Source organism: Micromonospora sp. CPCC 205546 (genome assembly GCF_036902715.1).
GTDB lineage: Bacteria > Actinomycetota > Actinomycetes > Mycobacteriales > Micromonosporaceae > Micromonospora.
Window position 1 is genome coordinate 23,611 of record NZ_JBAKHL010000020.1, and the last position, 17,608, is coordinate 41,218.

19 protein-coding genes are annotated in these 17,608 nt (G+C 71.8%); 17 read left to right on the plus strand and 2 right to left on the minus strand.

Going from position 1 to position 17,608, the window contains the following annotated elements; translation table 11 throughout:
- Positions 1-49 precede the first annotated feature (49 nt).
- From paaA to paaE, 5 genes are all read left to right on the plus strand, one after another.
- On the plus strand, positions 50-1,117 hold the full coding sequence (gene paaA, locus V6U77_RS12290; RefSeq protein ID WP_334606409.1) for a 1,2-phenylacetyl-CoA epoxidase subunit PaaA: 1,068 nt from the start codon (positions 50-52) through the stop codon (positions 1,115-1,117).
- Positions 1,114-1,437: a 1,2-phenylacetyl-CoA epoxidase subunit PaaB gene (paaB, locus tag V6U77_RS12295; RefSeq protein WP_334606410.1), complete on the plus strand. Its 324-nt coding sequence runs from the start codon at positions 1,114-1,116 to the stop codon at positions 1,435-1,437. The genes paaA and paaB overlap by 4 nt, the downstream gene beginning before the upstream one ends.
- Positions 1,438-1,513: 76 nt before the next feature.
- Positions 1,514-2,239: a 1,2-phenylacetyl-CoA epoxidase subunit PaaC gene (gene paaC, locus V6U77_RS12300; RefSeq protein WP_334606411.1), complete on the plus strand. Its 726-nt coding sequence runs from the start codon at positions 1,514-1,516 to the stop codon at positions 2,237-2,239.
- A 10-nt stretch (positions 2,240-2,249) separates the two neighbouring features.
- Positions 2,250-2,726, plus strand: a complete 477-nt coding sequence (paaD, locus tag V6U77_RS12305; protein ID WP_334606412.1) for a 1,2-phenylacetyl-CoA epoxidase subunit PaaD — start codon at positions 2,250-2,252, stop codon at positions 2,724-2,726.
- Positions 2,723-3,832 carry a 1,2-phenylacetyl-CoA epoxidase subunit PaaE gene (paaE, locus tag V6U77_RS12310; protein ID WP_334606413.1) on the plus strand — a complete coding sequence of 370 codons (1,110 nt, stop codon included), beginning with the start codon at positions 2,723-2,725 and terminating at the stop codon, positions 3,830-3,832. Before paaD ends, paaE begins: the two co-directional genes overlap by 4 nt.
- A gap of 91 nt (positions 3,833-3,923) precedes the next feature.
- Here the strand turns inward: paaE and V6U77_RS12315 are convergent, their stop codons facing one another.
- Both V6U77_RS12315 and V6U77_RS12320 read right to left on the minus strand, forming a co-directional pair.
- Positions 3,924-4,688 (minus strand): peptidoglycan recognition protein family protein, encoded by a 765-nt coding sequence (locus V6U77_RS12315; protein WP_334606414.1) that lies wholly within the window; start codon positions 4,686-4,688, stop codon positions 3,924-3,926.
- Positions 4,688-4,855: a hypothetical protein gene (locus tag V6U77_RS12320; RefSeq protein WP_334606416.1), complete on the minus strand. Its 168-nt coding sequence runs from the start codon at positions 4,853-4,855 to the stop codon at positions 4,688-4,690. The genes V6U77_RS12315 and V6U77_RS12320 overlap by 1 nt, the downstream gene beginning before the upstream one ends.
- 131 nt (positions 4,856-4,986) lie before the next feature.
- On the opposite strand from V6U77_RS12320, the gene mqnC reads away from it, so the two are divergent.
- The 12 genes from mqnC to nuoF all read left to right on the plus strand — a co-directional run bounded on the left by mqnC (position 4,987) and on the right by nuoF (position 17,592).
- Entirely contained in the window at positions 4,987-6,177 is a 1,191-nt protein-coding gene (gene mqnC / locus V6U77_RS12325) for a cyclic dehypoxanthinyl futalosine synthase (RefSeq protein ID WP_334606417.1), read from the plus strand.
- 363 nt (positions 6,178-6,540) lie between these two features.
- Positions 6,541-7,743, plus strand: coding sequence for an LPXTG cell wall anchor domain-containing protein (locus tag V6U77_RS12330; protein WP_334606418.1), 1,203 nt, complete (start codon positions 6,541-6,543; stop codon positions 7,741-7,743).
- A gap of 223 nt (positions 7,744-7,966) precedes the next feature.
- A complete protein-coding gene (locus V6U77_RS12335; RefSeq protein ID WP_334606419.1) occupies positions 7,967-9,211 on the plus strand; it encodes a cell wall anchor protein in 1,245 nt (414 codons plus the stop codon).
- A gap of 163 nt (positions 9,212-9,374) precedes the next feature.
- A complete protein-coding gene (locus V6U77_RS12340) occupies positions 9,375-10,085 on the plus strand; it encodes a demethylmenaquinone methyltransferase (RefSeq protein ID WP_334606420.1) in 711 nt (236 codons plus the stop codon).
- Between the two features lie 64 nt (positions 10,086-10,149).
- Positions 10,150-10,380 (plus strand): hypothetical protein, encoded by a 231-nt coding sequence (locus V6U77_RS12345; protein ID WP_334606421.1) that lies wholly within the window; start codon positions 10,150-10,152, stop codon positions 10,378-10,380.
- Between the two features lie 149 nt (positions 10,381-10,529).
- Positions 10,530-11,807, plus strand: coding sequence for a geranylgeranyl reductase family protein (locus V6U77_RS12350; RefSeq protein ID WP_334606422.1), 1,278 nt, complete (start codon positions 10,530-10,532; stop codon positions 11,805-11,807).
- Positions 11,808-11,999: 192 nt separating this feature from the next.
- Positions 12,000-12,365 (plus strand): NADH-quinone oxidoreductase subunit A, encoded by a 366-nt coding sequence (locus V6U77_RS12355; protein WP_089002434.1) that lies wholly within the window; start codon positions 12,000-12,002, stop codon positions 12,363-12,365.
- A 14-nt stretch (positions 12,366-12,379) separates the two neighbouring features.
- Entirely contained in the window at positions 12,380-13,060 is a 681-nt protein-coding gene (locus V6U77_RS12360; protein WP_334606423.1) for a NuoB/complex I 20 kDa subunit family protein, read from the plus strand.
- Positions 13,057-13,794 (plus strand): NADH-quinone oxidoreductase subunit C, encoded by a 738-nt coding sequence (locus V6U77_RS12365; RefSeq protein WP_334606424.1) that lies wholly within the window; start codon positions 13,057-13,059, stop codon positions 13,792-13,794. Before V6U77_RS12360 ends, V6U77_RS12365 begins: the two co-directional genes overlap by 4 nt.
- Positions 13,791-15,116, plus strand: a complete 1,326-nt coding sequence (locus V6U77_RS12370) for an NADH-quinone oxidoreductase subunit D (protein ID WP_334606425.1) — start codon at positions 13,791-13,793, stop codon at positions 15,114-15,116. Before V6U77_RS12365 ends, V6U77_RS12370 begins: the two co-directional genes overlap by 4 nt.
- Positions 15,113-16,279 (plus strand): NADH-quinone oxidoreductase subunit NuoE, encoded by a 1,167-nt coding sequence (nuoE, locus tag V6U77_RS12375; protein WP_334606426.1) that lies wholly within the window; start codon positions 15,113-15,115, stop codon positions 16,277-16,279. The genes V6U77_RS12370 and nuoE overlap by 4 nt, the downstream gene beginning before the upstream one ends.
- On the plus strand, positions 16,276-17,592 hold the full coding sequence (nuoF, locus tag V6U77_RS12380; RefSeq protein WP_334606427.1) for an NADH-quinone oxidoreductase subunit NuoF: 1,317 nt from the start codon (positions 16,276-16,278) through the stop codon (positions 17,590-17,592). Before nuoE ends, nuoF begins: the two co-directional genes overlap by 4 nt.
- Positions 17,593-17,608: the final 16 nt, after the last annotated feature.

Consider the following 17,608-nt stretch of genomic DNA (forward strand, 5'->3'; position numbering starts at 1 on the left):
CTGTTACACCCTCTGGTGTCCCAAGCGGCGAGCTGTAACACTTGACCCCATGTATGGCAACGACTTCTCCGCCGAGGACGCACCCGGCGGCGGCCTGCTCGGCGAGGTCGAGGCGGCGGAGGTGGCCCTGCGGGAGGCCGCCGCCCGTGGCCGCCGGGGTGGCGCCCCCGGCCCGGACGAGGACCTCGAGGCGTACTTCGCCGAGGTCATCGACGCCGACCAGAAGATCGAGCCGCGCGACTGGATGCCCGAGGCCTACCGCAGGACGCTGATCCGGCAGATCGCGCAGCACGCGCACTCCGAGATCATCGGCATGCAGCCGGAGGGCAACTGGATCAGCCGGGCCCCCTCGCTCAAGCGCAAGGCGATCCTGCTGGCCAAGGTCCAGGACGAGGCCGGCCACGGCCTCTACCTCTACGCCGCCGCCGAGACCCTCGGGATCAGCCGGGACGAGCTGGTCGAGCTGCTGCTCAACGGCCGGCAGAAGTACAGCTCGATCTTCAACTACCCCACCCTGACGTGGGCCGACGTGGGCGCCATCGGCTGGCTGGTGGACGGCGCCGCCATCGTCAACCAGGTCCCGCTGTGCCGCTGCTCCTACGGGCCCTACGCGCGGGCGATGATCCGGGTCTGCAAGGAGGAGTCGTTCCACCAGCGGCAGGGCTACGAGATCCTGCACACCCTCGCGCACGGCACGCCCGGGCAGAAGGCGATGGCGCAGGACTCCCTCGACCGCTGGTGGTACCCGTCGCTGGCGATGTTCGGCCCGCCGGACACCGACTCCACCCACTCGGCGCAGTCCATGGCCTGGAAGATCAAGCGCTTCTCCAACGACGAGCTGCGCCAGCGCTTCGTGGACATGTGCGTGCAGCAGGCCGAGATCCTCGGCCTGACGATCCCGGATCCCGACCTGCGCTGGAACGAGTCGCGCCAGTCGTACGACTTCACCCAGCCCGACTACGACGAGCTGATGCGGGTGATCAAGGGCGAGGGGCCGTGCAACCGGCAGCGGATGGAGCACCGCCGCCGCGCCCACGACGACGGCGCCTGGGTGCGCGAGGCCGCCGCGGCGTACGCCGCCAAGCGGGTGGAGAAGAAGGAGAAGGTGGCGGCGTGAGCGAGCGTGGCGAGCGAACGGAGGACCAGCGCGGCGTGAGCGGTCCTTCGCCCTTGTGGGAGGTCTTCGTGCGGGCGCGGCGCGGGCTGTCGCACACCCACGTCGGCAGCCTGCACGCGCCCGACGCCGAGCTGGCCCTGCGCAACGCGCGGGACCTCTACACCCGCCGCCAGGAGGGCGTCTCCATCTGGGTGGTGCCGGCGGGCGCGATCACCGCCTCCAGCCCCGACGAGAAGGACGCCTTCTTCGACCCGGCGGCGGACAAGGTCTACCGCCATCCCACCTTCTACGACGTGCCGGACGGGGTGGCCCACCTGTGAGCGAGCGCAGCGAGCGAACCGTTCGGCTCAGCACCGGGGCGCCTCGCGCCGCCGCCGAGCGGAGCGAGGGGGCGGCGTGAACGGCCCCTTCGACTTCGCCCTCGCCCTCGGCGACGACGCGCTCGTCGCGGCGCAGCGGCTGGCCGAGTGGACCACCCGTGCGCCGGAGATGGAGGAGGACATCGCGCTGGCCAACATCGCCCTCGACCAGCTCGGCGCGGCCCGGCTCCTGCTGTCGTACGCGGGTGAGCTGGAGGGCGCCGGCCGGGACGAGGACGCGCTGGCGTTCCTGCGTGACGACCGGGAGTTCCGCAACTGCCTGCTGGTGGAGCTGCCCAACGGCGACTTCGCGGTCACCATGGCGAAGCTGCTCTTCCTCGCGGCCTACCAGCTCCCCCTCTACACCGCGCTGGCCGGGTGCGCCGACGAGCGGCTGGCGGCGATCGGGGCCAAGGCCCGCAAGGAGTCCGCCTACCACCTCGACCACGCCTCGCTGTGGGTGCGGCGGCTCGGCGACGGCACCGAGGAGTCGCACCGGCGCATGCAGGCGGCCATCGACCAGGTCTGGCCGTACGTGCACGAGCTGTTCGCCCCCGACCCGGCGGCGCCGGTCGACCCGGCCACCCTGCGGGCCGACTTCGACGCCACCGTCGCCGCCGTGCTCGACGCGGCCACGCTGACCCGGCCGGAGTCCGGCTGGGCGCCGGCCGGCGGGCGGGACGGCGTGCACACCGAGCACCTGTCCTACCTGCTCGCGGAGATGCAGGTGCTGCACCGCGCCCACCCCGGGGCACGCTGGTGAGGAGGCACCGGTGAGCGACCCCAGGGAGGCCGTGGCGGCGGTGGTGGATCCGGAGATCCGGGTCGTCACCATCGACGACCTCGGCATCCTGCGGGCGGTCGACGAGGACCCGGCCACCGGCCGGGTGGTCGTGACCATCACCCCCACCTACACCGGCTGCCCGGCGATGGACGTGATCCGCGCCGACATCCGGCGGGCGCTGGCCGCCGTCGGCCGCCCCGACGCCGACGTGCGGACGGTCTACAGCCCGGCGTGGAGCACCGACTGGATCTCCGCCGCCGGGCGGGCCAAGCTCGCCGCCGCCGGCATCGCCCCGCCGTCGCCCGTGCGCGCCGACAACGTGGTGCCGCTGACCCTCGCCGTCCGCTGCCCGCACTGCGGCTCGCCCGAGACCGAACAGGTCAGCCGCTTCGGCTCGACCGCGTGCAAGGCGCTCTGGCGCTGCCGTTCCTGCCGTGAACCCTTCGACCACCTGAAGGCGCTGTGACTGTCACGATCACCCGCCCGGTCCGTCGCCGGCCGGTCTTCCACCCGTTGCCCGTCGCCGCCGTCGACCGGCTCACCGACGACGCCGTGGCGGTCACCTTCGCCGTGCCGGAGGAGTTGCGGGAGACGTTCGCGTTCTCCGCCGGCCAGCACCTCACCGTCCGGCGCCCCGGCGCCGCCGGTGAGGACGTGCGGCGGTCGTACTCCATCTGCTCCACGCCCGACGACCTGGCCCGGCACGGCCGGCTGCGGATCGGCGTGCGGGAGATCCCCGGCGGCGCCTTCTCCACGTTCGCCTGCGGCGCGCTGCGCTTCGGCGACACGATCGAGGTGCTGCCGCCGCTCGGGCACTTCACCACGGCCCTCGCGCCGCAGCGGGCCCGCCACTACGGCGCGGTGGTCGCCGGCTCGGGCATCACCCCGGTGCTCGCGCTGGTCGCGACGGCGCTCGCCGTCGAGCCGGCCAGCACGTTCACGCTGGTGTACGGCAACCGCACGGCGAACACGGTGATGTTCGCCGAGGAACTGGCCGACCTGAAGGACCGGTGGCCGACCCGGCTGCACCTGGTGCACGTGCTCTCCCGGGAGCAGGGCGAGTCGCCGCTGCTCTCCGGCCGGATCGACGCCGACCGGCTGGGCCGGCTGCTGGACACCATCGTCCCCGGCGACACCGTCGACGAGTGGTTCCTCTGCGGCCCGTACGACATGGTGGTGGACGCCCGGGAGGTGCTCACCGCGCGTGGCGTGCCGGAGTCGGCGGTGCACACGGAGCTGTTCCACGTCGCCGAGGCCCCGGCCCCGCCGCGGCGCCCATCCGACGAGCCGGGGGGCGGCGCCGAGGTGACCATCCTGCTGGACGGCCGGTCGTCGCGTTTCACGATGCGGCGCGACGAGCGGGTGCTGGACGCGGCGCTGAAGGTGCGCGGCGAGCTGCCCTACGCCTGCAAGGGCGGGGTCTGCTCGACCTGCAAGGCCAAGGTGGTCGACGGCGCGGTGACGATGGCCCGCAACTACGCGCTGGAGCCGGACGAGGTGGCCGCCGGCTACGTGCTCACCTGCCAGTCCAGCCCGACGACCGACCGGCTCACCGTCGACTACGACGCCTGACCGGTCCTCCCGCCCGACGGCGGGACGCAGCCGGGTCGGCGGGGTCGGCGCAGGCACCGCATCGACTCCGCCGACCCCCACGCCGCGGTGGTCAGCTCGGGGCCTTGACCTGGCCGTCGTAGGCGATGCTGCGCCACAGGTCGAACTGGCGGTCGTTGCCCACCAGCGGGTTGCCGGCCAGCGCGACGGCGGCGTGCACCTCCTCGTCGTTGCGCAGCTGGCGGAAGTAGCCGGGTCCGACGAGGGCGATGCCGCGGCCGGGTGACTGGATGAGCTTCATGTCGTTCTCCGTGAGGTCGAGGGGTGGGTTGCCGGCGAGCTGGCGGGCCACGTCGGCACGCATCGAGTCGAGGTCGATGAACGACGGGTCGATCTTGCCGCTGGTGCTGGTCTCCCGGTGGCCCCGGGCGTGGCTGGCGTCCCGGCCGAGCCGCCGCAGCACGGCGGCGGTGGCGAGCACGGAGGCGCTGTACTGGGCGCCGGTCATGGCCTGGCTGACGCCGTTGTAGTCGATCTCCCAACCGACCATCAGGGTGTTGCCGTCGCCGGCCGGTATGGGTCCGCTGCCGCGGCTGACGCCCGCGTGGTTGGCCCGTCCGCCCGAGATGACGTGGAAGACGCCGTGGTGGTCGACCAGGGCGTGGCAGAGGGGGCCGGGCAGGTCGGAGCGGCCGTTGATGCAGATGTTCAGGGCGGGGTGCGGGTTGCCGGCGCTGGAGGTGGCGGCGGTGTGGTGCCAGAGCACGCCGATCGGGTTGAACGAGCTGCCGGCGACCCGGCCGAGCCAGTTGCCGTGCTCGACCACCGTGACGCCGGCGGCGCGCAGCACGTCGGCGAGCCAGGGGATGGTGGCCATCAGGCCGCCGTCAGGTCGGCGAGGCACTCCGGCGTCCGGGTCGTGGCCGCCCGCGCCGGCCGGGCCGCCGCGGCGACGGCCAGCGCGGCGGCCCCGAGCGGTACGAGCGCGAGCAGCGCCCTGCGACGTAGGGGAGGGCGTGTCGGGGAGATCGCGTTCACAGTCATTCACGGATGTTAATGGATCGACAAAGCGCGGGTAAGCCCCTCGATCTCCGGCCACCCGGCGGGACCCCTGTGGCGTGGTCGACAGGAGTCCGGCGAGGCCGGCCCGGGGCCCGGCGACGTAGGCTCGGGGGGTGAGTGTGAGCCGGGAGATCGACGACATCCTGCAGCGCGGCGCGGACGGCGGGCGGATCACGCCCGAGGAGGCCCTGCTGCTCTACACCGAGGCGCCGTTGCACGCCCTGGGCGAGGCCGCCGACGCGGTGCGCCGACGGCGCTACCCGGACAACGTCGTCACCTACCTGATCGACCGCAACATCAACTACACGAACGTCTGCGTGACGGCGTGCAAGTTCTGCGCGTTCTACCGGGCCCCGAAGCACCGGGAGGGCTGGACCCACCCGACCGAGGAGATCCTGCGTCGCTGCGGCGAGGCGGTCGAGCTGGGCGCCACCCAGGTCATGCTCCAGGGCGGGCACCACCCGGACTACGGCGTGGAGTACTACGAGGAGCTCTTCTCCTCGGTCAAGAAGGCGTACCCGCAGCTCGCCATCCACTCGATCGGCCCCAGCGAGATCCTGCACATGGCCAAGGTCTCCGGCGTCGGCCTCGGCGAGGCCATCGCCCGGATCAAGGCTGCCGGGCTGGACTCGATCGCCGGCGCCGGCGCGGAGATGCTGCCCGCGCGGCCCCGCAAGGCGATCGCGCCGCTGAAGGAGTCGGGCGAGCGCTGGCTGGAGGTCATGGAGCTGGCGCACCGGCAGGGCGTCGAGTCGACCGCCACCATGATGATGGGCACCGGCGAGACCGCCGCCGAGCGCATCGAGCACCTGCGGATGATCCGCGACGTGCAGGACCGCACGAAGGGCTTCCGGGCGTTCATCCCCTGGACGTACCAGCCGGAGAACAACCACCTCAAGGGCCGTACGCAGGCCACCACCCTGGAGTACCTGCGGCTGGTCGCGGTGGCCCGGCTCTTCTTCGAGACGGTGCCGCACCTGCAGGCGTCCTGGCTGACCACCGGCAAGGACGTCGGGCAGCTCGCCCTGCACATGGGCGTGGACGACCTCGGCTCGATCATGCTGGAGGAGAACGTCATCTCCTCGGCCGGCGCGCGGCACCGCTCCAACCTGCACGAGCTGATCGGGATGATCCGCTCGGCCGACCGGATCCCCGCCCAGCGCGACACCCTCTACAACCGGCTGGCCGTGCACCACACCCCGGCCGACGACCCGACCGACGAGCGGGTGGTCTCGCACTTCTCCTCGATCGCCATGCCGGGCGGCGGCGCCGGGAAGTCCCTGCCGCTGGTCGAGGCCCGCTGAGCGGGGCGTCCGCAGCCACCGCGCGACCCCGAACCCCCGACACCCCACCGTCGTCGCGGCGGTGGGGTGTCGTCGTACGCGCAGCCCGCCTTGTGGACGATGGGCGTACGGACGGTGACCGTCGGTGGCTTCGCGGGCTGACCGATCGGGTGAATTCCCGCGGTCCGTTGATCTCAATTAGGTTGCCGTTCGGGGCCGGAGCGGGGGTGTCCGGTGCAGCAAGACATATCAATCCGGGCATTCCTTAAGTGATTCTTAGCCACGCTGTTCAACGCGCCTGAACTGCGGGGTGGCGAGCGTGATCGCTTAGCGCTAACGTCCCCGGCCGTACCTTTCCTTCACCCCAACGGGGGGACCCTTTCCATGATCTTCCGTAACCGTTCGCTGGCGCGGATCGGCGCTGGCGCGCTGCTCGCCTCCGGCGCGTTGACCGCTCTCGGTAGCCCGGCCCACGCCTCGGGCACGGAGACGGACCTCGCGATCGAGGTGGCCGGCACGCGGGTCGCCGCCAACGCGGAGGGCAAGCTGGCCTACGCGAAGGTGACCAACCTCGGCAAGAACACCCCGAGCGAGCTGGCCGTTCGGGTGGACGTGTCCAAGGTGGACTTCGACAAGGTCATCGCCTTGCCGGCCGTCGAGGACGGCTGCGACATGGAGGGCACCGCGGAGAAGCCGACCGCCTTCATCTGCTACGCGACGGAGAAGGGCCTGCCGGGCCCGGGCGAGACCACCGACCTGCCGGTCGTCCTGTTCAAGAACGAGGTGAAGGGCACCTACCAGGCCCCTCTCTCCTTCAAGCTCGTCTCGAAGGACGACACCAACGCGGCGAACAACACCAAGACCGCCAAGCTGGACCTCTCGGACGCCAGCGGGCCGGACCTCTCGGTCGTCGCCGAGGACGTCAAGCAGGCCGTGAAGGTCGTCGACGGCAACCCGGTCTACTCCGGCGACCTGCACGCGGGCGGCCGGTCGGCGCTGACCTACTTCATCAGCAACCAGGGTGACCTGGCCGCCGCCGGTCTCAAGATCAGCGTCAAGCTGCCGAAGGGCGTGACCCCGACCGAGGTGGAGTCCGGCTGCGAGTACGCGGCCGACAAGTCCACCTTCACCTGCACCTACGCCAACTTCGGGCTGATCCCGCAGGACGAGGACACCAACGACGAGGACAAGCTCTACTCGGCCTACGGCTTCTACCACCTGTTCGACGTGGCCGCGGACGTGAAGCCGGGCGCCCTCAAGGGTGGCCTGGTCAGCGTCGAGCCGGTCGGCACCGCGCCGGCCCGGATGCGGGCGACCACGGCCCTGCCGCAGAACGTCACCGGCCTGCAGGCCAAGGACGTGGACGCCACCGACAACTCCGACGGCTACGCGGTGATCGTCGCGGCCAAGGGCGGCACGGGCGGCGGCGGTGACGACGACGGCGGCCTGCCGGTGACCGGCGCGCAGACCACCCTGATCGGCGGCATCGGCGGCGTGGTCCTGGTCGCGGGCGCGGCCATGTTCATGGTGGCGCGGCGTCGCCGGGTCGTCCTGGTGACCCCGGGCGACGAGAAGCCGACGGCCTGACGGTCGTCCTCCATCGACCCGCGCGGGTCGTTCACATAACGCACGGCAGCGGGGGCGGGATGGGTGACCATCCCGCCCCCGCTGTGCGTCCGGCCGTCCGGCCCACCGGATCGGCCGGACGGTGGAAACACGATCTGCCTGCTGGCGCGCGGCATCGACCTTCGATAACGTCCGCGCGGGTTCCGCAACCATCCGCTTCTTCCCTGACCCCCTGGGGTGACCGATGATCCTGTCCCATCGTTCGGCCCTGGCCCGCGCCGGTGCCGTGGCACTCCTCGCGGCGGGCGGCCTGACCGCCGTCGCCGTACCCGCCCACGCGGCCGACGGGCCGGACCTCGCCATGGCCCCGCTCAGCACCCAGCTCGCGAAGGGCGTCGACGAGGCCCGGAGCAAGCCGTTCAAGTTCACCGTCACGAACGCCGGCACGGCCACGGCGGAGAACGTCTCGTACCGGGTGGACACCCGCAAGCTCAAGAAGAAGCGCGTCGGCTTCCTGGTGCCCGAGGGCTGCCACGTCGTCGAGGACAACCTCTACCGGTGCTCCCTCGGCGACCTGCCCGCCGGCACCAGCAAGGACTTCGGCGTCCCGCTGTTCAGCACGGGCGGCCGGGGCAACGGCGGCGAGCTGGTCGTGACGCTCGTCACCAGCAAGGGTGAGGAGGTCGTCGAGGCGCCGGTCACCGTGACGAAGCCCGGCTACGACCTCACCGCCTGGGTGCAGGACGTCCAGGGCAACGTCGTGGTCAACGGCGCGGTGGCCGACGAGCCGGACCTGAGGCCGGTGCGCCGGGGCGAGACCGTCCCGCTGGACTGGGCGGTCTACAACGACGGCAGCCGGCCCGCGACCGGCGTCTTCTATGGCATCACCCTCCCGGCGGGCGTCAGCTTCGTGACGGTGCCGCAGAACTGCGTCCGGCAGGTGTTCCTCGGCAGGGAGCAGGCGTTCTGCGAGGACGCCGGCGTCATCGTCCGTCGTGGGCAGTACTACACCGCCGACGTCACCGTGAAGGTGGGCGACGACGTCACCGAGCCGGTGCTCCGGGAGGGCGACCTCTTCGCGTACGGGCTGGACGTCGCCGAGGGCGAGCCGGAGGAGGAGCCGCGGGTGGCCGGCCCGGCACAGCGCAAGGCCTTCTCCGAGGCCGACGAGGTCGACAACCACACGGTCTTCGAGGCGTTCGTCGACCTGTCCGCGCAGCCGAGCCCGACGCCCACCGGGGAGCCGACGCCCACCCCGACGGCGACGCCGACCGCGACCCCGACCGGTGGACCCACCGCGGTTCCGACCACGACCCCGGGCACCGGAGGTGGCGGTGGCGACGGCGGACTGCCGGTGACCGGCGTCCAGGCCGGACTGATCGGCGGCATCGGCGCGGCCGTGCTGCTGGCCGGCGGCGCGCTGCTGCTGCTCTCCCGTCGGCGCAGGGTCGTCCTGGTGACGCCCGGCGACGAGAAGTCGACCGACTGACGTACCGCGACCGGGGGCGGGGTGGGCGACCATCCCGCCCCCCCGCCGTGTCCGGCCCGGGTCTGCCCTCGTTGGCGAGCCGGGCCGCGCGTCACGTGTGGCCTCCATGACCGGCGGTCGACCCACCCACCGTCCGCGCCGGCCGGGCTGGCAGAGTGGAGGGGTGAGCCGTACCCCGCAGGGCCAGCGCGCCAGCCTGGACAAGCAGCCGCACGAGGTCGCCGCGATGTTCGACGGCGTGGCGGCTCGCTACGACCTGACCAACACCGTCCTCTCCTTCGGGCAGGACCGCTTCTGGCGGCGGGCCACCCGCGCCGCGCTCGACCTGCGGCCGGGTGAGCGGGTGCTCGACGTGGGGGCCGGCACCGGCGTCTCCACCGAGGAGCTCGCCCAGTCGGGTGCGTACGCGGTCGGCGCGGACCTTTCCCTCGGCATGCTGCGCGTCGGCAAGAGTTCCCGTCCCCGGGTGCCGTTGCTGGCCGGGGACGCGTTGCGGCTGCCCTTCGCCGACGCCAGCTTCGACGCGGTGACCATCTCGTTCGCGCTGCGCAACGTGAACGACACCGACGCGGCCCTGCGCGAGCTGGCCCGGGTCACCAGGCCGGGCGGCCGGCTGGTGGTGTGCGAGTTCAGCACCCCGGTGAACCCGGCGTTCCGCACGGTCTACCTGTCGTACCTGATGCGTTCCCTGCCGAGCGTGGCGCGTGCCGTCTCCAGCAACCCCGACGCGTACGTCTACCTGGCGGAGTCGATCCGCGCGTGGCCCGACCAGCCCGCCCTGGCCGCCCGGATCGGCGCGGCGGGCTGGGGCAGGGTGGCCTGGCGCAACCTGACCGGCGGGATCGCGGCGCTGCACCGCGCGGTCCGGGTCTAGCCCGATCCGGCGGCTTTTCCGCAAATATCCGTTTTGAGCCCCGCTGTTCCGTAAGCTCGCCCCCATGACGGGATCACACCGAGCGGTCGGCGCGGAGGCCACCGACGACGACGCCAACGAGCTCATCACCCAGCTCAAGGAGCTGGCCGGCGCGGATCCCGCCGACGTCCGCCAGGTGGTGGCCGAGGTGCTGGCCGCCCTGGACCGCGCCGCCGGCGGCGCGCTGCGCGAGCATCTGCCGGAGACGATCCGGCACGACGCCGGCCTGGACCCGGCGGCCGCCGCCCGGCACTGACGCGCCTCCCCGGCGACCCGCCCCCGACCTCGGCCGACGCGTCCGCGGCAAGTTAGGTACCCCTGGTCCGGGCCGGTCCTGACGTCGGTCATAGACTCCCACCGTCTGGCTTGTGAAGCATTTCACGAGCATGCGGGAGGAGGCGCGGGATGGCCGCGGTGGAACATGACGCCGACGTGATCGTCGTGGGCGCCGGTCCCGGTGGGTCGGCAACCGCGTACCACCTGGCTCGGCACGGCGTACGGGTGCTGCTGCTCGAGAAGACCGAGTTCCCCCGGGAGAAGGTCTGCGGCGACGGGCTGACCCCGCGCGCGGTGCGCCAGCTGATCCGGATGGGCGTGGACACCTCGCCCGAGGCGGGCTGGCTGCACAACCGGGGCCTGCGGGTCATCGGCGGCGGCGTCCGGCTGGAGCTGGACTGGCCCGACCTGGCGAGCTTCCCCAACTACGGCCTGGTGCGCACCCGGCTCGACTTCGACGACCTGCTCGCCCGTCGCGCCGTCGAGTCCGGCGCCGAGCTGCGCACCGGCGTGAACGTCACCGGCCCGGTGCTGGGCCCCGACGGCCGGGTGACCGGTGTGGAGGCGGAGGTCGGCCCGGGCAAGGAGCCCGCCACCTTCCACGCGCCGCTGGTCGTCGCGGCCGACGGCGTCTCCGGCCGCTTCCCGCTCGCCCTCGGGCTGGCCAAGCGCGAGGACCGGCCGATCGGCGTCGCCGTGCGGCGCTACTACCGCTCGCCGGCCAAGCACGACGACAACTACCTGGAATCCTGGCTGGAGTTGCGCAGCAAGGACAGCGGCGACAACCTGCTGCCCGGCTACGGCTGGATCTTCGGGCTGGGCGACGGCCGGGTCAACGTCGGCCTCGGCGTGCTCAACTCCTCGTCGGCGTTCGGCAAGACCAACTACCGCCGGCTGCTCACCGACTGGCTGGCCAACACGCCCGCCGACTGGGGCATGACCGACGAGGCCAACGCGGAGGGCCCGATCCTCGGCGCCGCCCTTCCCATGGGGTTCAACCGGGTGCCGCACTACACCCGCGGCGTGATGCTGGTCGGCGACTCCGGCGGCATGGTCAACCCGTTCAACGGCGAGGGCATCGCGTACGCGATGGAGTCCGGCGAGCTGGCCGCGGAGGTCGCCGTGCAGGCGCTCGCGCGCCCGGCCGGCGCGGACCGGGAGCGCGCCCTGGCGGCGTACTCGACGGAGCTGAAGGCCCGCTTCGGCGGCTACTACCGGCTCGGCGGCATCTTCGTGAAGCTCATCGGCCGTCCCGAGATCATGCGGATGGCCACGAAGCACGGCATGCCCCACCCGATGCTCATGCGCTTCGTGCTCAAGCTGCTGGCCAACCTGACCGACCCGCGCGACGGGGACGCGATGGACCGCGTCATCAACGCGATGACGAGAGTGGCGCCGGCCGTGTGACGCGAGGAGTGGGCTCGCGAGCCCTGCGGTCGAGAACGAAGGCAGCGCGTGTGACGGCCCCGTCCACGGACTGTGACGAACCGCAGGAGTGGACGAGCGAGATCGACCCCCGCCGACGACCGTCGCGAGGGACGTGAATAGTGTGATTTTTGACAAGGACCAGGGGCAGGGAAGGACGAGCAGGAGAAAACGATGTCGCTCTCGCCTTACGCACCGATCATCGGGCTGTTCGCCCTCGCCACGGGCTTCGCGCTGTTCTCCGTGGCCGCTGCCCGCTTCGCCGGTCCCCGGCGCTACAACAAGGCCAAGCTCGAGGCGTACGAGTGCGGCATCGAGCCCAGCCCGCAGCCGGTCGGCGGCGGCCGGTTCCCGATCAAGTTCTACCTGACGGCGATGCTCTTCATCGTCTTCGACATCGAGATCATCTTCCTCTACCCCTGGGCGGTCTCGTTCGACGCCCTGCCGATCTTCGGCTTCGTGGAGATGGTCCTGTTCATCGTCGCGGTCTTCGTCGCCTACGCCTACGTCTGGCGGCGCGGCGGCCTGGACTGGGACTGAGGGAGGAACCTCAGATGGGTATCGAGGAGAAGCTCCCCGCCGGTGTCCTGCTCACCTCGGTGGAGAAGCTGGTCAACTGGTCGCGGAAGACGTCGGTCTGGGGGGCCACCTTCGGTCTGGCCTGCTGCGCGATCGAGATGATGGCCGCCGGCGGCCCGCACTACGACATGGGCCGCTGGGGCATGGAGGTCTTCCGGGCCTCGCCCCGGCAGGCCGACCTGATGATCGTGGCCGGCCGGGTGAGCCAGAAGATGGCCCCGGTGCTGCGCCAGATCTACGACCAGATGGCGGAGCCCCGCTGGGTCATCTCGATGGGCGTCTGCGCCAGCAGCGGCGGCATGTTCAACAACTACGCCATCGTGCAGGGCGTCGACCACGTCGTCCCGGTCGACATGTACCTGCCCGGCTGCCCGCCCCGGCCCGAGATGCTCATCGACGCGGTCCTCAAGCTGCGCGAGAAGATCGGGCACGAGCCGCTCGGCCCGAACGGCCGCAAGATGCTCGAGGCGCGGCAGGCCCGCGGCGACGTCCCGGTCGTCCCCTACGGCTCGATGCCGTCGTCGTACCGCAGCGACAAGGCCCGGCGGGCCGAATGGACCAAGGCGGTCCGTGAGGGTCGCGAGGAGCAGCTGCGGATCGAGAACTGGATGAAGGCCCAGAACCACCTGCACCAGCACGGGGGTGTCCAGAAGTGACCGCGCCGCAGGACAGGAAAGACGACGGCGGGGTGCCCGTACCGGTCACGCCGGCCGGCGCCAGCAGCACCGCACCCGCCGAATACCCCCCGGCCAGCCCGGCCGGCCGGGGCATGTTCGGCAACCAGGGCTCCGGGGACGTGTCCGGCTTCGGCGGCCTCGTCCGCCAGCGCCGCACCATCGAGGACGCGCTCCGGCCGTACGGGGGCTACTTCGACGAGGTCCGCGACGCGCTGGAGGAGGCCTACCCGGACTTCGCCGACGCCATCGAGAAGGTCGTGGTCGACCGGGGCGAGCTGACCCTGCACATCCGTCCGGAGCGCATCGCCGAGGTCTGCCAGGTGATGCGGGACGACATGGCGCTGCGCTTCGAGCTCTGCTCGTCGGTCTCGGGGGTGGACTACCTCGGCGCCGACGCCCGCCGCCTGCACGTCGTCTACCAGCTCACCTCGATGACCTACCGCCGCACGGTGCGGCTGGAGGCCGCGGTCTCCGTCGAGGCCCCGCACCTGCCGAGCGTCACGTCGATCTACCCGACGGCGGACTGGCAGGAGCGCGAGGCGTACGACATGTTCGGCATCGTCTTCGACGGCCACCCCAACCTGACCCGGATCCTCATGCCGGACGACTGGGAGGGGCACCCGCAGCGCAAGGACTATCCCCTCGGCGGCGTGCCCGTCGAGTACAAGGGCGCTGAGATTCCGCCGCCGGACCGGAGGAGGTCCTACCAGTGAGCACGTCGAACTACGCCACCGAGCGCGAAACCGCCGAGGGCAAGGTCTTCACCGTCACCGGTGGCGACTGGGACAGCGTCGTGTCGGGGACCGACCCGATCAACGACGAGCGGATCGTCGTCAACATGGGTCCGCAGCACCCGTCGACGCACGGCGTGCTCCGGCTGATCCTGGAGCTGGAGGGCGAGACGGTCCGCGAGGCCCGCTCGGTCGTCGGCTACCTGCACACCGGCATCGAGAAGAACCTCGAATACCGCAACTGGGTCCAGGGCAGCACCTTCGTGACCCGGATGGACTACCTCGCCCCGATCTTCAACGAGACGGGTTACGCGCTGGCGGTGGAGAAGCTGCTCGGGATCTCCGAGCAGGTCACCGAGCGGGCGAACACCATCCGGGTCCTGATGATGGAGCTGAACCGGATCTCCTCGCACCTGGTCTGGCTGGCCACCACCGCCATGGAGCTGGGCGCGATCAACATGATGCTCTACGGCTTCCGCGAGCGTGAGTACATCCTGGAGATCTTCGAGATCATCACCGGTCTGCGGATGAACCACGCGTACGTCCGACCGGGCGGCGTGGCGCAGGACGTGCCGGACGAGGCGATCGTCAAGATCCGCGAGTTCCTGAAGCTGCTGCCGAAGAGGCTCAAGGAGTACGAGAACCTCCTCTCCGGGCAGCCCATCTGGCTCGAGCGGACGAAGAACGTCGCGGTGCTCGACGTGACCGGCTGCGTCGCGCTCGGCGTGACCGGCCCGGTGCTGCGCTCCGCCGGCCTGGCCTGGGACCTGCGCAAGACCATGCCGTACTGCGGCTACGAGACGTACGAGTTCGACGTGCCGACGCACACCGACGGCGACGTGTGGGGCCGCTACGTGGTTCGGCTCGCCGAGATCCGGGAGTCGCTCAAGCTCGTCGAGCAGGCGCTGGACCGGCTCCGGCCGGGCCCGGTGATGGTGGCCGACAAGAAGATCGCCTGGCCGGCGCAGCTCGCCATCGGCATCGACGGCATGGGCAACTCGCTGGAGCACGTCGCGAAGATCATGGGTCAGTCGATGGAGTCGCTGATCCACCACTTCAAGCTCGTCACCGAGGGTTTCCGGGTGCCGCCGGGCCAGGTCTACGTCGGCATCGAGTCGCCCCGCGGTGAGCTGGGCGTGCACGCCGTCTCCGACGGTGGCACCCGGCCGTACCGGGTGCACTACCGGGAGCCGAGCTTCGTCAACCTCCAGGCCCTCCCGGCGATGGCCGAGGGCGGCCTGATCGCCGACGTGATCGCCGGCGGCGCCTCGCTGGACCCCGTGATGGGTGGTTGTGACCGATGAGTGTTTTCACTGACGAGACCCGCGAACGGGCACGGGAGATCATCGCCCGCTACCCGGCCGACCGGTCCCGGTCGGCGCTGCTGCCGCTGCTGCACCTCGTGCAGGCCGAGGAGGGCTACGTCTCCCCGGCCGGCGTGGCGTTCTGCGCCGAGGTGCTGGGCCTGAACAAGGCCCAGGTCGGGGCCGTCGCCACCTTCTACACCATGTACAAGCGCCGGCCGACCGGCGACTACCTGGTGAGCGTCTGCACCAACACGATGTGCAACGTGCTCGGTGGCCAGGAGGTCTACGACACCCTCGCCGAGCACCTCGGCGTGGGGCACGACGAGACCACCGCCGACGGGAAGATCACCCTGGAGCACGCCGAGTGCCTGGCGGCGTGCGACTACGGCCCGGTGATGACCGTCAACTACGACTTCTTCGACGGGGTGGACCCGCAGACCGCGCGCGGCGTGGTCGACGAGCTGCGCGCCGGCGGCCGGCCGATGCCGACCCGGGGCGCCCGGCTCTGCACGCTGAAGGAGATGGCGGTGCAGCTCGCCGGCTTCGCCGACGAGCGGGAGGGCGCGGTCGCCGACGGCGGCCCGGGAGAGCCCACCCTGCGGGGGCTGCGGCTCGCGCAGGAGCACGGCATCTCGGTGCCCGGCTTCGACCCGAACACCCCGATCCGGAGCAAGGCCGAGGCCGACAAGGCCGCCGCCGAGGCGAAGGCCCGCAGCGAGGCGGCGAAGCCGGCCCCCGAGCCGACCAGGGCCACCCCTGCCCCGAGCGGCGACGCCAAGCGCGCCACGGGTGCCGGCAGCGCCGGCACCGGCGAGCGGGCCCCCGCGGCCGAGGCGACCGGCAGCACCACCCGGGACGTGAAGGCGCCGGACGACAAGTCGCCCGAGGTGCGGGCCGCCGAGACCCGGCAGCCCGACGCGGCGACCGCCGTGCCGGACGCGCCCGGCACCAAGGTTCCGGTGGACGGCACGCCGCCGGCCCCCCGCGACGCGCAGGAGGCGCAGACCGCCGGCGCGGCGGTCGGCGCGCCTGCCGGCGACGGAAAGCCCGCCGGCGACGAGGCCGGGGCGCAGGAGCGCAACCTCAAGGAAGCCGAGGCGGGAGCCGGCGCCGGTGGCGCGGGTTCCGCCGTCGCGAGCGAGACGGGGGTCCAGAAGTGACCACTCCCCGGCCGGAGACCCTGGCCAAGCTGACGCCGGTACTCACCAAGCGCTGGCTGTCGCCGGACGCCTGGCGGATCGGCACCTACGAGAAGCTCGACGGCTACGCGGCCCTGCGCAAGGCGCTCAAGGCGCACCCGGACGACCTGATCCAGCTCATCAAGGACTCGGGCCTGCGCGGTCGCGGCGGCGCCGGCTTCCCGACCGGTCTCAAGTGGGGCTTCATCCCGCAGGGCGACGGCAAGCCGCACTACCTCGTGGTGAACGCCGACGAGGGGGAGCCGGGCACCTGCAAGGACCTCCCGCTGATGACGCACGACCCGCACGCGCTCGTCGAGGGCGTGATCATCGCCTCGTACGCGATCCGGGCCAACCGCGCCTACATCTACATCCGCGGCGAGGCGGTGCACGCCGCACGCCGGCTGCGCAACGCCGTGCGGGAGGCGACCGCCAAGGGCTACCTCGGCCGGAACATCCTCGGCTCGGGGTACGACCTGGAGCTGGTGGTGCACTCGGGCGCCGGGGCGTACATCTGCGGCGAGGAGACCGCGCTGCTGGACTCGCTGGAGGGCTTTCGGGGTCAGCCCCGGCTGCGCCCGCCGTTCCCGGCCACCCACGGCCTGTACGCGAGCCCGACGGTGGTCAACAACGTCGGCACCATCGCCAGCGTGCCCTACATCGTGCTGGGCGGCGCCGACTGGTGGAAGACCATGGGCACGGAGAAGTCGTCCGGCCCGATGATCTACTCGCTCTCCGGCCGGATCGCCAACCCCGGCCAGTACGAGTGCGGCATGGGCGTCACCCTGCGGGAGCTGATCGAGCTGGCCGGCGGCATGCAGCCCGGCCACGACCTGAGGTTCTGGACGCCGGGCGGCTCGTCGACGCCGCTGCTCACCGCCGAGCACCTGGACGTGCCGCTCGACTTCGAGGGGGTGGCGGCGGCCGGCTCGATCCTCGGCACCACGGCCACCCAGATCTTCTCCGACCAGGACTGCCCGGTCTACGCGACCTACCGGTGGCTGGAGTTCTACCACCACGAGTCGTGCGGCAAGTGCACCCCGTGCCGCGAGGGCAACTACTGGATGGTCCGGGTCTACCGGCGGATCCTCGCCGGTCAGGGCACCCACGAGGACCTGGACACCCTGCTGGACACCTGCGACAACATCCTCGGCCGCTCGTTTTGCGGTCTCGGTGACGGCGCGACCAGCTCGGTGACCTCGTCGCTGAAGTACTTCAAGCAGGACTACCTCGACTACATCGAGGGACGTACCGCGCCGAAGCTGTCGGACAAGCAGCTAGTGGGAGCGCACTGATGCGAGCGCGAGGAGT

What these genes read in the sequence shown, in the direction of transcription:
- V6U77_RS12330 (WP_334606418.1), top strand. Translation starts at nt 6,541, where the DNA reads ATGATCTTCCGTAACCGTTCGCTGGCGCGGATCGGCGCTGGCGCGCTG.
- paaA (WP_334606409.1), top strand. Translation starts at nt 50, where the DNA reads ATGTATGGCAACGACTTCTCCGCCGAGGACGCACCCGGCGGCGGCCTG.
- nuoE (WP_334606426.1), top strand. Translation starts at nt 15,113, where the DNA reads ATGAGTGTTTTCACTGACGAGACCCGCGAACGGGCACGGGAGATCATC.
- V6U77_RS12345 (WP_334606421.1), top strand. Translation starts at nt 10,150, where the DNA reads ATGACGGGATCACACCGAGCGGTCGGCGCGGAGGCCACCGACGACGAC.
- V6U77_RS12355 (WP_089002434.1), top strand. Translation starts at nt 12,000, where the DNA reads ATGTCGCTCTCGCCTTACGCACCGATCATCGGGCTGTTCGCCCTCGCC.
- V6U77_RS12350 (WP_334606422.1), top strand. Translation starts at nt 10,530, where the DNA reads ATGGCCGCGGTGGAACATGACGCCGACGTGATCGTCGTGGGCGCCGGT.
- V6U77_RS12360 (WP_334606423.1), top strand. Translation starts at nt 12,380, where the DNA reads ATGGGTATCGAGGAGAAGCTCCCCGCCGGTGTCCTGCTCACCTCGGTG.
- V6U77_RS12335 (WP_334606419.1), top strand. Translation starts at nt 7,967, where the DNA reads ATGATCCTGTCCCATCGTTCGGCCCTGGCCCGCGCCGGTGCCGTGGCA.
- V6U77_RS12320 (WP_334606416.1), bottom strand. Translation starts at nt 4,855, where the DNA reads ATGACTGTGAACGCGATCTCCCCGACACGCCCTCCCCTACGTCGCAGG.
- V6U77_RS12315 (WP_334606414.1), bottom strand. Translation starts at nt 4,688, where the DNA reads ATGGCCACCATCCCCTGGCTCGCCGACGTGCTGCGCGCCGCCGGCGTC.